Origin of the sequence: Streptomyces sp. NPDC058001, from assembly GCF_042886315.1 — a bacterium.
Classification (GTDB): domain Bacteria; phylum Actinomycetota; class Actinomycetes; order Streptomycetales; family Streptomycetaceae; genus Streptomyces.
This window is the reverse complement of sequence record NZ_JBHVQT010000021.1, coordinates 69,602-84,499: the sequence shown is the minus strand read 5'-3', so window position 1 is coordinate 84,499 and position 14,898 is coordinate 69,602. Positions and strand designations below refer to the sequence as shown.

The window sequence follows — 14,898 nt, the reverse complement described above, 5'->3', positions numbered from 1 at the left end:
CGCGGGCGGGGCCCGCACAGAGGGGCCCCGCCCGGCGAACCGGCCGGCCACGCCACGGGCCGATCCGGTGGCGGACCGACCACGAAGGTCCCCGACGGCGCGGTCGGGCCGCATACCAGACCTGCCCGAGGCGCCTTGTTGTGTCCCCGGCCCAGTCGGGAGGAAGATCCCGGATGGGGAGAAATCGAAACGTTCAAGCGACCTCCCAGGGAACCTCTCTCAGGAGGCAGGCTTGGCGACTGAGACGACCGACCAGCGCTCCGCGCTCTGAGCCGAGTCGCCGCAGTCCACCACCTTGAGTCTGGCGTCGTCTCCGGCGGCCCTGCCGCCGTCCACCGCCAGACACAAGTTGCTGGAGGCGTGGCGGAACCACAGGGCCCCCGGACGCGGCTCCAGCCACCAGCGCTGGTGACTGGAGGTCGAGTCGTTGCAGTGGTTCTGGGAGAGCTTGGTCCCGATGGTGACGGCAGCGGGCGTGGCCACGTCCACGCAGAGTCCGTCCACACGGTTCTTGATCACGAAAAGGCTCGCTCCGTGGGGCCCGCCCTCCGGGTCGACCACCTTGAGATCCCAGAGTTGGTTGTCCTGGGTGGTGGGCCGGCAGTCGTACTGCCTCACCGGGCCGTCGACCGTCCCTTTCCCGAAGCCGGGGATATCGGCGCACTTGCCGGTCTCGATGCTCTTCAGCAGTACGTTCGCCCGGTTGGACAGTTCGTTGGCCAGTTCTCGGGCCGTGGGGGCCTTCTTCACCTCGGCCTTCTTCACCTCGGCCGTTGGCGGCGCCGTGACCTTGGGTGTGGCCGTCTGCTCGGTGACGTTGCCGGCTGCGGGCTTCTCCTCCGCGGACTTCGTCGCCGCCGTAGGGGACGGCTTGGAGGCACTCGGCGAGGGGGACTCGGACTTGTGGACGGCGGGCGGGTCGTCCGACGTACCGGGATCGAACGTCGTGCCGCCGACGGGCGCGGTGCCGACCTTCTTCTCGTCGTCGCCGCCCAGGCCGAGCACGAGGAACGGAGTGGAGATCAGTACCGTTCCCGCGATGGCGGCCGCGGCCAGCATGGGGCCGCGCGGGCGTCCTGATGCCGTCTCATCCGGCTGTCGGCCGTCACCGTGGTCGTTTCCGGCAATGACCACAGCTGCCCTCGCCTCGGGTTCCGGACCGTCGGGTACCGCTGCTGCCTGGTTCCGTTCCTCCTGATCACCGGACTCCGGTTCCTCGGTCGTCCCGGAGCGCCCTACGAGGGCGAGTTCCTGAGACGACGGTATCGGTGTCGGGGTGGGGTCAGGGGTGCGCGGTCCGAGGGCCTGGCCTGGGTCTACGCCCGGCGAGGGCATGGAAACCGCGCGGCGAACGGCGACGGAGGGCATCGCCTCGTTGGCGGATGACTCGTGCTGCTGTGGCATGAGCGCTGCTCCTGGTTGAGAGGAAGTGGGGGTGATGGCGTCAGTGGCCGTCGATGGGGCCGGTACAGCGGTCGTGCCAGGTGCCCGTGCCAGGTGATGTCCGGTCGGCCAGGGCACTGCTCAGGCTCTCCAGCGCGGTCTCGTCCGCGTCCTCCAGGGAGGTAGAAGCGCCGTTCGTGCCACGTACTTGGCGTAGCAGTACCAGGGGGGTGGGGGTGCCGTTGCGCACCTCCAGCACTCTGAACGCGGTGCCGGGCGCGAAGACGACCTCGTCGCCGCCTTCCTGGAGCTGCCGGACCCGGCGGCCGGTGATCGACCAGATGGCGTACGCGACGCCCGCCACCCGGTTCGTCCCGGAGGGGTCGAGCGGCAGCCCGCTCAACGGCGCCGGGTCGCACAGCAGATCGCCGGGCCCCACGTCGCCGTGCCCGATCGCCCCGCCGAGGCCACGCAGAACAGGCCCGCGGTACGAAGGCAACCGCCCGAGCCCGGACGCCAGGCATCCGGCGTACGACATGAGACGCCTTTCGCCGACCCGCAGCGAGTGCGTCAACTCGGAGTGGCCGAGCGCTCCTTCACCGTCGTGCAGGTACATCCGCAGCGCGATCAGATCCGTCCGCGCCGCTTCCTGTTCGTCGCCCCGCAGCGTGGGCATCTGGGCCAGCACGCGGTTCACCGCCGCACTGTGCCGTTCCCACAACGGCTCGGCGAGTGCCCGGAAGGCGCTCCGCTCCCTGGGTGTGCTGCGGTGCCCCGGCTGGACCGGCAAGGCGGAACGCGGACGCCTGGCGCCGGATCCACCGGGGGGCCGGGAGGCGGCGGCCTGGCCGGCCGCACCGTCGTCCGGCGGCCGTGATGTCACGGGCTGTGGAGGCCCGTTCGCCCCGTCCGAGGACCTTGAGGACTCCGGGGACGGGAACGGGTCCGGCGCCGACGGCAGTGCGGCGGGGCTGCCGACGGCCGGCAACGTACTGGCGAGTACGTCAGGACCGGTGGGCACGCCAGTGGCGACGGCCTTCGGGCGAGGCGCCTGCGGCGCGGAGACCGGCCCGGACGACGACTCAGAAGCAGGCGCTTCAGGAAGCGCGGGCACGGAAACGCCGGCCTCGGAGAGCACACCCTCGGAGACCGACAGCACTCCCCCGGACCCGGAGAGCACGGTCTCGGATACCGACGACCCGGCAGCCGTCCCCAAAACCGGCTCGGACACGGGCTCGGAGACGAGTCCGACAGCGGGTTCGGAGACCGGCTCAGCGGACAGTTCGGCATACGGCGACGTTGGTGCCGCCCCGGGCTCACCGCCCGAGGTGTGGGGGGACGCGGTGAGCGGCTGGGCGGTGGAGCGTGAGCCGGTCGCGACGCCTCCATCCATGGCCACAGACGCTCCGGGCGACGCCGACGCCGGCGAGCGACCCCGGCGTACCGCCGTACCGCCCACGCCACCGGCCGCCCTGGGCATACCGACGGAACCAGCCACCCGCACCGGGCCTGCCGAGGGAGCGCCGGCACCGGAACCGGCCGCGCCATGGGCCGGGTCACCGGATCGAGCCGGAGCGGTGCGGCGTGGCACCGGATGCAGCGCCGAGGCGGGTGGTGCGAAGCTGATCACGCGCAGCGCGTGGTCGGCGACCAGGCCACGCAGAGCGCGGCCGCCGTCGGGCGTGGCGGCGCGCACGTGGAGGGTGGTACGGGCACGCACGTCGGGGGCGAGGCGGCCGACGAAGCGGTTCAGTACAGGCCAGAGGGAGGCGTCGAGGCGGTCGCCGATGCGGCCGACCTCCAAGACGGGGCCCTCGATACTGACGGGGCGGGAGTTGTACGGCGGCGGAGTGCCGTCGCTCGGCAGCACCCACAGCCCGGCCCTGGTGATCACGGCCCGCCATTCGTCGGAGAGACTGATCACGCCGTCCTCCGTGGCGTGGAGGTCCCGCGCCGGCGAGGACCAGCGCAGCACCCTGGGAGCGGGGACGGGCTGCTGCGAGCCAGGAGGCGAGGCGCCCTCGGGCCGGTGCACCTCGGCCTCCGAGCCCGCTGCCGGTTCCTCGGGGGGAGGGCACATCACGGCGTCCACGAAGGGCATCCAGCGCGGGTCACCGTCCGGGCCGACCAGCACGGACCGTACTCCATAGGTGCCCAGCGGGCCGTCGGCCGCGAAGAGCGGCAGCCCGGTGGTGACTTCGACCTCGGCTTTCAGCAGGCCGGCCACCGACTGGCCGAGGGGCAGAAGGTCCCGCCGCCCGCCAGGGACGAGCCGGACACCATGGCGTACGACGGCCGGCAACGCGCCGAGGAGTCCGGCGACGTCGGTCGCCAGAACATCCTCGCCCCACGGCACACCGACGACCACGGCGAGTCGCCGGGGATCCACGGGTATCGCGTGGAACAAGTCTCCGGGCCGGGGCGCGGTGGCCTCCGCCGGGCGGATCAGCAGGCCGGCTGGAATCTGATCCACCACGCAGCCATCCGCCATACGCGAGGGGGCACGGCGTACCGCAGCCTGCCAGCCGGGCGCCGGGGCGCGCGGCCCGAGTGTCTCGGGCTCCTCCCCCGGGACGAACCGTCGCCAGCCGCCAGTCCCGGACGGTGTGAACACCGAGCCACCTGGCACCACGAGCACCGGCCCATCGGGGGCCTCAACCGTCAGGCCCCAGTCCTCAGCGATCCGGCGGGCCAGGGCAGGCCGGCCCGGGCGGTCGTCTCCGGCGCCGGACATCACCAGCCGTACGCACGGGGTACCGGCGACACGAAGGGAGTCGAGCGTCTCGCTCAGCCGTGGCCACAGTGCGGTCGTCTCCGCGGCGCCCTCGGCGGCGGCAACGATCGTGGCTGTCTCGCCGTTCTCCGCGCGCAGCGCGCGGGCAAGATCAGCGACATCGGCGGGACTCAGAGTGTCGTCCGTAGGCAGACGGAGCAACAACAGTCCGTCGTGGTCTTCGACCAGCACGCGTGGCCCTTGTCCCGCTCCGCGGCCTGTTTCCTGATCCGACCTGGCGCGAGTGAGTCGCTCCCGTTCGGCCCGGGAGGACACGGCGGTGCCTCGGCGCCAAGGCGCACGGCCTTTCCACCTGCTCATCCGGCGTCCTCCCGTGGCGTGCGCGACTCGTCCAGCCGCAGTTGCGGCAACAGGTCGACGGTGGCCCGGCGTTCGAAGGCGCGTCCGCCGACGTGTTCGGGTGGGGCGGGCGGGTCATCCTTGAGCGCCGCACCCGTGCCGGTGCCGGTGCCGGTCTGAGCGGCGGTGGGTTCGGAAGTCACGGAGTCGTCCGGGTCAGGGAAGGACGGCGGCCAGGTGCTCACGGAAGGGGCTCCGTCTGTTCGTCGGCCGGACCTGGAGCGAAGTGCCCCTCGGTGCCGTCCAGTGATGTGATCGTGATGTGCATGCCGAGGACGGCCGCAACCAGGCCAGCGGCGACCTCCGTAACGGCCGCGCCGTCGCCCCACTGCCGCAGCAAGCGGTATCTCTGGGCGAGGGACAGCTCGACATCCCCGGGCGGCAGCCCGCCCGCAAGCTCGGCGTACGTGCGCTGCTCCCCCTTCAACGTGACGCCCACGTCCCGCAGTTCCGTCACGGTCAGTGTGGCGCGCGCGCCTGCCCAGCCGTCACCGGCGAGCCGCGGAACGTGTCGCTCCGCGTCGGGGGCGGCGAGCCGGGACTCGACCCAGTGGTGCAGTGCGTCGGCGGGGTCCCTTCCCGCGAACAGCGGGCCACCGGCCGTGTCCGTGATCGCCCCGTTCTCCGGTGGTCTCAGACCCAGTTCATCGCGGAGCCGCTCGGCATGCTCCGCCGCCGCGCTCCGCGTTCCGCCCGCCAGCAGAAGGGCCGCCACCTGCCTTACGGCGTCCCGGAACTGATCCCCGGCATACCGGGGATCGGCGAGAACGGACTCCCGTTCTCCTCTCGTGATCAGACCGAGAGCCTCGTCCCAGTGCCGCTGGATGTCGCTCCGGTCGGCCGCTGGGTCGGCGTTGAGCACGGTATCCGCGTATCGCTCGAACGTCTCCCTCCAGATCCGCAGGGTCGTTCGCGCTGCGACGGCATGGATCGCCTGCGGCCAGCGACCACCGTCAAGCATCAGGTGCCGGACCTGGTCGACGGGGTCGTCCGCATCGTAGATGCCTTCGGGATCGGGGATGCCGAGCCCCGAGCGATCAACGGGAAGGTCTTCGTCCGTCAACTGCTGGGCAGTCCACCGGCGGTGGGTCTCATCGAGGTCGGCGACCTGGACGGTGGGCTCGGTCGAGTCCGGGCCCGGTCCTTGGGGGGAGGGCGGCACGACGACCACTTCGGGTATTGATCGCATCGGCGGCACCGGCGGAGGCATTGCTTCGGGTGTCGCCGGTGGAGGCGTCAGCAGTCCGTTCAGTTCCGGGACCTCTTCCAGGCCCCCGGCAAGTCTTCCGGTTGCCTTGTCCACGGGGAGCATGCCGTAGAACCCGCCCGGGACCTTCATCCGGACTGTGCCGTAAGGGCCCTTGACGACGGCTGTGACGTCGAACCGGTAGTGGCGGTAGGACCGTCGTCCTTCCCTGTTGCGTTCGTCGGTGTCACCGAGTGCCGATGAACGGGACCGGCCGTCCAGCCACTCTTTGATCACCACAGGCGCCCGGCCGATGATGGTGTCTTCACCGCTCTCTCCACCCACTTCGGGCCCGAGGATGAACTTCCAGCCGCTGCTCCGCTCGGTCTCGTGCTTGGGTTCCTCGTCCTCCTGGACATACGTCCGCTGCTTGAACGAGGTGCCTTCCGGCGGGCCCAGGATCTCGGCGCTGTCCAGATCGAAGCCGACGAGGACCCTCTGGTTCCCGACGGGAACCTCGTACTCGTGCTTGAGCAGACTCCGGATGTTCGGCCGCAGCATGTTCCCGCCGGTGTAGTGGTCGTAGCGCAGACCGGCCCGCGTAGTGGAGTGAAGCCCCGGCACCTCTGGTGGTGCTCCGTCGACGGTGAGTGGGGTGCGCTGACGGATGGCGGTCGCGGCGGCCCAGCGTGCGATCGACGCGGCTGCGGGTGTTGTCCAAGGGTGCAGCTCGTCCAACAGCGCGTCCGGCCACTCCTGCCGGGGAGCGGGGCTGACCACCTGTTTGGGTTGGCCGGCGGGCGGCGGCTGCCAGATCACCTCTGTCTCGCGTGGCGTGACGAGGTCGATGTCCTGAGCAGGCTGGTCGGTCATGACCGTCATGTGCTGGGGCACGAGCAGTCGGATCGAGCTGCCCTCGACGAGCGCGCTGCTGCCGACGTTTCCGTCGCCGGCGTCGTACCAGTGGAACAAGGAGAGGTCGGTAGCCGGGTTGCCGGTGGCGAGGCGGGTGATTCCTGCCGGGAGCCGTGCGGGCGCGGTCAGGATCTCAGGAAGCTCGGTGGAGAGACCGGTCTCGACACGGAACGTGATGTCGTGCTCGAACTCCCATGAAGCGTCTCCTGGGTTGGCCCGGTAGATGGGAACCCTTTTGTTCGCCTCCTCTCTCACTGTGGTCGCCGACGAGGAGTACGTGGCGCCGCCCTCGGGGCCGGCGTGCACCCCGTTACCACCCGCGCGAGCGCGGAAGTCGAAGCCGAACCCAGTCTCCCAGCCGGAGATCCTCTTCTGTGCCTCCTCGTCATCAAGCTCGCCGCGAAGTGTGAGCTTCACGTCGTCACGGGGCCGCGTCGGCCCGGCGCCGAGCCGGGTCGCTGTCACTTTCACCCACAGGTAGCGTGAGCTGCCGAGCGGTCCTGTGATCGGTATCCAGCGGCTGACACCCTGGTTTGTCATCAGCCCGGGTGTGTCGGCCTGCAACGCGGACGATGAGAAGGACTTGTGCAGCGTGCGCAGCAACTGGTTGGGGCGCGACTCACTGCCCGAGCCCTTCTCGGTGGTGATCACACCCTGGCGGCGCAGTCGCGCTGTGATCTCGTTCATGACACCGTCCGCGCGCAACACCTCCGGGTGCGCGATCCCCGCGATCAGGTCGGCACTGAGGTAGGTGCGCCGGGCTGGAGCAGCGATGGCACGTTGATCCGGCTGCTGTTCCTGATCCTGTTCCTGTTCGTGCCGGCTCTCGCCGTCCGGCGTCGAAGCGAGTGCTGTCGTGTCGGGACCGGGCCTGAGTATTTCCGTGGCCGCCGCCGGGCTCTCGGCTGGCAGGACGTCCCTCAGTCTGCGCTCGGGCACGAGCAGGTCGAGTGCGTCGACGGAGCTCAGGTACTCCGTCGTCTCTGTGAGCCGCTTTCCATGCCACCGCACATAGGTGACTTCGAACACGGGTGTCGTCCGGAGTGTGTGGACCGCTCCGCCATAACTGGCCCGGGTGATACCGATCATTCCCCTGGCATGCGAGGCGCCCCTGGCCTCTATGAAGCCGCCTTCGGCGTGGCCCAGGAAATTGACGCGGCCACCTGGTCCGTGATCCTCGCCCTGCTGCCCCTCGGTGCCGTACCTGAACTGCGGCCCGAAAACGCCGTCAAGGCCCAACCCCCACTGCCAGTCCTTGCCCGCGACGTGGGTCGCGGATCCCTTCAGGTAGTGCTCCACCTCGACGGCCCGACTGACATCGAGGTCTCTCGCGGCATGAGTGTGCAGCTTGATCCGCAATGCCTGCTTGTGATCGCCCTCCTTGGGCAGCTCGATCTCTTCCCCGAACTGGCCCGTCATGTCGTCGAACCGGGAACTGAGGACCACCGGGTGGGCCAGGTCGCGCACTTCCTCCGGCCAACCCGACGGATCCCGCAACCAGTCCTCGGACAAGTTGTGCTGCCGGGCATACATGCGGGCGGCGAGCAGCGCCAGCTCAGGCAGCATGTGGAACGACGGGTACAGGCCGTGCGTTCCAGAACTGAAGTCCAGCGACCGCCCGGTCGGGGGGCGGGTGAGTGAGGCGTGGACCCGGCCCGACTCCCCCGCTTGCCGTAGCGTCACCGGCTCTGCGGGCGCGTGTTCCTGCGGATTGACTACGCGGGCAACCGCCCGCAACCTCCCTGCGATGTACGAGGACTTCCCGCGCTCCGGGGTGACAGTCCACCGCACCGTCATGGAGTACCGGTGCTCATCAACCTTTCCGTCCGTCTCCGTGCGCCGGTACTGCTTGGCCGCACCCTTGAGTTGGAAAGCTCTGCCCCATCCACCCTTGAAAAAGCCGCGCATCGCGCCAAGTTGGAGCCGAGCCCGCGGAAATCTGAGGTGCAGCGCACCGAGATCGTATTCACGCTCCGGAATCGAGAGCACAGCGCCGGCCCCGAAGGCGAATCGCCCCGCGGCCTTCCTGCTGCGCTCGCCGGTGACGGTGGAACCGCCGACCGCGCGTGCGTTGACCCTCATCTCGTAGCTGTTGTCCGACGGAATACGTTCCCTGTCGACCGGACCGGTCAGCTCATTGGGTCCTTCGACGCGGTTTCCCCACTGCATCTTGGCGGAGACCTTGTACACACGGCCGCCCACCTCGATTTTACGGTGGATGCCGAGAAGCGCCTGATACGGATCGGCCTCAAGTGCCGCGCGGCCGTAGAACGTCGCAAGGTCCCTGTCCGCACCGGCCCAGTCACTTCTGTGCACCTTGCGATCACCGACCGCCTTGGCGTGGTGCCTCTCGATCGCCTCACGGATGTCGCCCTGGAGTTTTTCGGCACCCGCGAACGCGATGGGAACGCCGAACCCGAAGCCGCGCCGGGCAGCCATCGCGAGCGGCTCGCGTGGACCGGGACTCTGGAGCAGGTCCCTGGAAGAGGTCTCCACGCCCAGCCTGAACGGCGGCCTGGAAGTCGCCGCCGACCGCGTCGAACGGCGGCCGGGCGGAGTGAACACTCGATGCCGACGACCGGACGGCGCGGCCTGCGGGCGGAGATCGGCGGTCCACTCCGGCCCCACCGTCCGGCTGACGAAGGCACTTGCCTCCCGCTGGACCACGCTCAACTCGCCGTTCGTGATCACGTCGACCGGGCGCACTGTGTGCGTGCTGGACGTCACCGTGGCCACCAACCGCAGACCCGCGCGGTATCGGGACTGAGGGCCCGAGGTGTTCAACACCGTGTGGCTGAGGTGCTCGACGCCCAGGGAGTGGCCAATCTTGCGGTCGCTGCTGAACAGGCCAGTGGCCGCCGGGACCAGGCCACGTATCGTGAACTTCTCTCCCTTGTCCGGCTCACCGGAGTGGTCGGGGGCGGTGTCCTCCGATGGATCGGTCCCGACGTCGCCGGTGCCGGCCGTGTTGTAGCCCGCGCCGAGACCGCCCGTCGTCGAACCCTTGGCCGACGACGTCCAGTTGGTGCCGGCTCCGATGTCGTCCCGTGTACCGAATTCGGTGTCGCCCACGTACTGCAAGCTGTCGATTCCGGAGGTCAGTCGCACATGACCACGGAACTTGCTGCTCATCAGCGATCCACTCGCTTCGATTCGCCCGGACGAGTCCTCGCTCGACCACCAGGCGTAGCGGTTGCGGGCGGTCAGCTCACTCAGAAACCCACGCCTGGAGTCCATCCCGAGTTGGCCCATGATGTCGCGCACGCTCGGGGCAGGAATTCCGGCATCCAGCAGGTTCCGGTGCAGCCCTGCGATGACCGGTGTCATATTGACCGCGTTGAGCGTCTCCCGGGCCTGAGAGGGGCCGTCCTTGCCCGGCTGTTGCGGTCGCACTGAGTCGGGCCCGTACGGATCGGGTCGAGGCCCGTGCTCGGCCGTGTATGGCTCGGGGAGTTTGACGTGAAGGTTCCGTGGCACCGTTACCCGGCTGTCCGGGTGGGTGGCCTCTTCGCCATTCACATAGACCCGCAGGTCGAGGCCGCTCGTGAACGTGGTGAAGGAGTTGATGAATGGCTTGCGTCCGGCCAGGATCGTACGTGACCAGGCGTGGTGCCTCGCCTTGGCGGACCGAACCTGAATTTGCGGCGCCGCTACACCGAATGCGGTGGCGACCGCCGATCCCGTAGCGTTCAGGGCCGTGAACAGCAGTGTGTCGATGCCATGGATGTTCTCACTCGTTTCTTCTCCGCCCGCGTGTGTGGAGGAGAAGCCCACCTGATATTCCTTGACATCCCCTCCGCTGGGCGGGGCGGGCTCCAGGCCGTGCATCATCGGCCGCAGCCACACCAGCCGCCCATCCACCACGAGCGTCCGGCCGACCGCCAGGATGTCGTCCCACTTCGTCGGCTTGGTCTCTGCCAGCATGTCGCGGATCGCCTCGCGGATGCCCGCGCGCAGCCTGTCCGTCGATGATCCTGGTCCGGGATCTGGCAGGTGCAGGCGCTGCGTGATCCTTCCGGCCCAAAGCTGGGCCAGCTTTGCGGAGAACGGCACGTCCCTGGTTGTGTCCGCCACGACGAACTGCCCCGTCGCGTCGTACGCCATGTACCAGGGGGTGCGGTCGGGCGTAGCAGGTGGTTGCTCACCTTGGCATGGAGCGGCGGTGGGTGTTTCCGTGCTCTTCGGCGCGGCGGACGAGCTCAGCACGGCCGGCGACGCAGGTCCGGCATCCGTAACGGCTGGCGTCCGCACACTCTCCGGCGCGGGCCGCCCCTCCCCCGTCGGGGGCGCGAGAGGAACGTCCGTCGGCTCCAAAGACGGCCGGTCGCGGCTCTCGTCGCTCCGTATCGCGTCGTCGAGCTGGGTTACGGACGGGACCCCGTCAGACCCGGCACCGGCCTGCTTGGGCAGTGGCCCGGCGGCGCCGCCGTCACCGAAGACCTGGCGCGCGGGGGCCACGTCCATCCCGTCGTCGGCGGGCACGTCGAGGTTCGTCACCGCGTCCGAGTCCTGCTCGTCGCTCGTGTCCCGGGCTGTTGGGGGTGTGGTGGTCTCCTGCGGGGGAGAGGGCGTCACGGCGGTCTCCACGACCGGGGCTGAGACAGGACGGGTCTCCGCAACCGGGACCGGAGGTGTCCGGGTGGCCGGCGTACCGGAGGAGGAGGTGCCGGCCCGCTGGGAATCCGGCGTGCTCGGCCGCGGTTCGGAGCCGAAGAACACGGCGGGGCGCGCCGAGGACGACGCCGTGGCGGCGGGAGGCGTGGTGGTGCCGGGAGGCGTAGTGGTGTCGGCGGATGTGGTGCCCCAGTTGTAGCCCGAGCTGACGGTGGGCTGCGACAGGTCGGGCCGTCGAGCCTGCCGGGCCTGGACGGTGGGTTCGGTGGCCGCCCACCGTGCGGTGTAGGGGGCGGGGTCCTCCTGCTGGAAAAGGGCGACGGGCCGGCCGCTTTCCGGGCCGGCCGTCCAGGGGGAGCCGTCCGGCGTCAGCACGGTCAGACGCAGCCCCAGTACGGGCGCGGCCACGGCCAGGGTGAGCCAGTCCGTGGCCTCAGGGCCTGATCCGGTCCGCAGGGCACGGACGGCTTCGTCCGCGGAACCACCGAAAGCGGTCACGAGCGGGGCTCCCGCCGGCCCTGTCCGTCCTGACACCGCGGACCACAGCCGTTGTTCGTCCGGCGGCAGTCCCTGATCGGCGGCGAGCGCATTGGCGAGCGCGGCCCGCAGCTCGTCCGGTCCGGCGGGCCTGCTGTACCCCGCCAGTCGGCCGCTCTCGGCCGGGGCGACGGCGGTCAGCGCGTGGGCCAGCACGTCCCCGCCGGGCAGGACGTACACCGGCGTCAGCCCGCGCTCGGCGAGCTGCTCCTCCTGGGAAAGGGGCGGCTGCCCGGTGCTGGGGGCCTGCGTCTCGACGGCAGCGGGGCGCTGCTCCTCGGTCGAGGGCAGTTCCCGGACGGGCATGGGCCGTAGTTCGGTGGCAGGGGCGGGCTCCGCCGCTTGCCGGGCGGGTACGGACTGCTGCGCAGCGGGTGTCCGTTCGGGAACCTGCGACAGCAGCTCAGTCTCGGCCGACCGAGCAGGCGGCGCGAAGAGGACGTCGGGTGACTCTTGCGATCCGTCACTGGGGGTGACCGCAGATAGCACCGTTTCGTCGTCGACGATGTCCGCCCGGAGCCACCTGCTCCCGCTCCCGCTCGCGGGAGGTCGGTTGACCCACTCATCGCCATCATAATTCGAGGTCGTCGGCAGGGTGGCCTGTGAGACCGGGACCAAAAGCCGCAGCGTGCGCTCTCGCGCAGCGCGCAGGAGGGCATGCAACAAGTCCGGGGTCATGGTGGGGTCGTATCCCATGTGCCGGGCGAATTCCGTGCCGATCTGGGTCAACGTATGCCACGTCAAAGGTCCGGAATCGAATAGTGGGTCACTCATCTCCAGTCGCCGCATTTCCAGAGCTCCGAAGTCTCGAATGAGACTACGGAACTCGAACTGCCGGGAGAGATCGGTGTCGATGTCGCCGAACACCAGGCGCATCGCACGCACCCAGCGCATCACGCGAGTCGTACGCCGTGCCACATCGCCGGGCAGTCCCGCCAGATCCGCCAGATCGCGGAGTACGTCTGATTGTGGCGCCGGTTCGAACTTCTGGAATCTATAGACAGGCCGGTCCGGATCGTCAAACTTGACCAACTGCGCGGGCGATTCCCCCCACGACCCCTCTGCGGTGACCTGAGCGTCGGTACCGAATAGGGTTCGTTGCAAACCGGTGGCGTAGACCTCGCCCGAGTTAGGGAACTCGACCGGGTCCCTACCTTCTCGCTGCCGGAGAGTTTCGCACCCCACTATCCACACGGGGTGGTCTGCGGGCATCCGCTGAAGGCTGGGGCGGCGCCGCAGCATGCGGACAGTCTGACTCGCCTGCATGGGCTGGTTGCTGCCGGTACTTCGGCGCGGAACGACCATCCGACCATACTGTCCGTGCCACACTGCGACGTAGGAGTTCGCCAACTCGCGGGGCAACACGAGCAGACCGCTCTCGCGCGTCTGCAGGTGCGTGCCCGGCGCACCCTCGTATCGATCTATGTAGTGCCTCACCGCTGACACCTCGCGCAGTCCCCATTCCAACTGTGCCATGTCGTCGGCATTAAGAAATGCCCGCCCGGTGAGCCGCTGCCCGTCCACTGTGGTCAGCGGATACGAGTGCACATCGGATTCTCGGAACTCGGCGCCGTCACTTCCTTGCAGACCGGCGTCGCGCGCTCCAAGGCCGGGGTCGCTGGGAAAGAACGCTCCGACAGGTTCTCGATTGCCGGGTTCCTGCATTGACGTCGGGAGACTGATTCGGCGCGGTCCGGTACCTGAGCCGGAGAGACTGAACAATGCGTAGGTGGCCCACACGCGAGTGCGGGCATGATCTGCCACCAGACGCGGTAGCGCGTCGGCCGCACCTGATGGTGTTACCACAAGGAGCAGCACCTCAGCGTGTGGCGGTCTTATCGGGTCGTGGCCGATCAGTGCCGCAAGTTCATCGTCCCGCAGCAGGGCCCGGTTCTCGATCCCGTCGTCCATGACGATCTTGCCCGACGCCTCGTCCAGTTCTGCCACCACTACGTGTGGGCGGGGTCTCCAAGGTGCGGGGAGCGGGGACGTGTTTCCTGTGCCTCCCTGCATCGGCGTCCATACGGTGCTTACGTCCATCACGAGACCGCCGCGCCCCGTGAAGTTGCGGCCCGTGTACTGGTCCAGCGGACCGCGCAGTTCGGTGTGGTGGGACAGCGCTCCGGTGTTCCGGACCACCGGATAGACCGCGAGGGCCCCCATGCTTCCCGCCCAGTCCCGCCTGGCGGCACTGTGCACCGTCTGCAACAGGACCCTGAAATGGTCGGGCAGGATGGCCTCATTGGACGTCAAGCGCAACACGCGCCGCGCTACATCGTCCAGGACCAGACTTTGGCCGGCCGCGCGGTAGTCCGCGGCATGCGCACTTTCCAGCACTCGGAAGGCGTCGTAAAGCGCGGCGTAGTCGCTGCGCCTTTCAATGTCGGAGCCGAACATCTGCCGCAGGGCAGCGACCACCCGCCGGTCCCCGTGCGTCGGCGGGGGAGCCAGCAGCGTCTCCAGCTCCGTGTCGACGTCGGACCCACCCTGCTGGACCGTGTCGGACACCTCGACGCCACGAGTTGGCGTGGGCATCACGTTGTCATTGGACGTTGGTGTGGAGTCGTGTCCCGTCAGTTCGCCCTCCGCTCGGTCCCACAGTTGGCGGAAGCCCGTGAGGATGTAGGGGTTGTCCCTGCTGCCGAGGTTCGAGGGCCGGCCAGGGCCGTAGAGCCTGCGCAGCAGCGGCAGCAGTGCCGGGTCGTGCTGCTCCACCCAGTCCGACCCGTTGTTGCGCGGGCGGCGCCGCGAGTTGGAGTCCTTGCCGGTGTTCGCACCGAGATAGGCATTGCTGAGCTGCGCGAAATACTCATGTGCGTTGCTGGACGAGTGGTTGGGGACAGGCCCGTCCGGCCATTGAGCGGGCGGTTTCGCGGCAGCCTTCGCCTCGTACACGTCGACGATCAACTGCCGGTCCTCGGCGCTCAACACCGACTCGATCGCGTGCGCCCACTCATGACGGGCAAGGGAGTACCCGTCGTCGTAGACGTCGTCGCTGCCGAGGTTCGAGGGCCGGCCGGGACCGTAGAGCCTGCGCAGCAGCGGCAGCAGAGCCGCGGCGTGCTGCTCCACCCAGTCCGACCCGTTGTTGCGCGGGCGGCGCCGCGAGTTGGAGTCCATGCCGGTGTTC

At 69.3% G+C, this 14,898-nt stretch carries 4 protein-coding genes; all 4 read right to left on the bottom strand.

From position 1 onward, the window contains the following. Nucleotides 1-219: 219 nt before the first annotated feature. A complete protein-coding gene (locus ACFVT5_RS39410; protein WP_389898507.1) occupies nt 220-1,404 on the bottom strand; it encodes an RICIN domain-containing protein in 1,185 nt (394 codons plus the stop codon). Nucleotides 1,405-1,444: 40 nt separating this feature from the next. Beyond that, nucleotides 1,445-4,348 (bottom strand): hypothetical protein, encoded by a 2,904-nt coding sequence (locus tag ACFVT5_RS39405; protein WP_389898505.1) that lies wholly within the window; start codon nt 4,346-4,348, stop codon nt 1,445-1,447. Between the two features lie 125 nt (nt 4,349-4,473). Then, nucleotides 4,474-4,701, bottom strand: a complete 228-nt coding sequence (locus ACFVT5_RS39400) for a hypothetical protein (protein WP_389898504.1) — start codon at nt 4,699-4,701, stop codon at nt 4,474-4,476. Further along, nucleotides 4,698-14,888: a lonely Cys domain-containing protein gene (locus ACFVT5_RS39395; RefSeq protein ID WP_389898502.1), complete on the bottom strand. Its 10,191-nt coding sequence runs from the start codon at nt 14,886-14,888 to the stop codon at nt 4,698-4,700. Before ACFVT5_RS39395 ends, ACFVT5_RS39400 begins: the two co-directional genes overlap by 4 nt. Nucleotides 14,889-14,898: the final 10 nt, after the last annotated feature.

Excerpts from the sequence above, each read along its gene's own strand:
- ACFVT5_RS39410 (WP_389898507.1), bottom strand. The coding sequence starts at position 1,404 with ATGCCACAGCAGCACGAGTCATCCGCCAACGAGGCGATGCCCTCCGTC.
- ACFVT5_RS39395 (WP_389898502.1), bottom strand. The coding sequence starts at position 14,888 with ATGGACTCCAACTCGCGGCGCCGCCCGCGCAACAACGGGTCGGACTGG.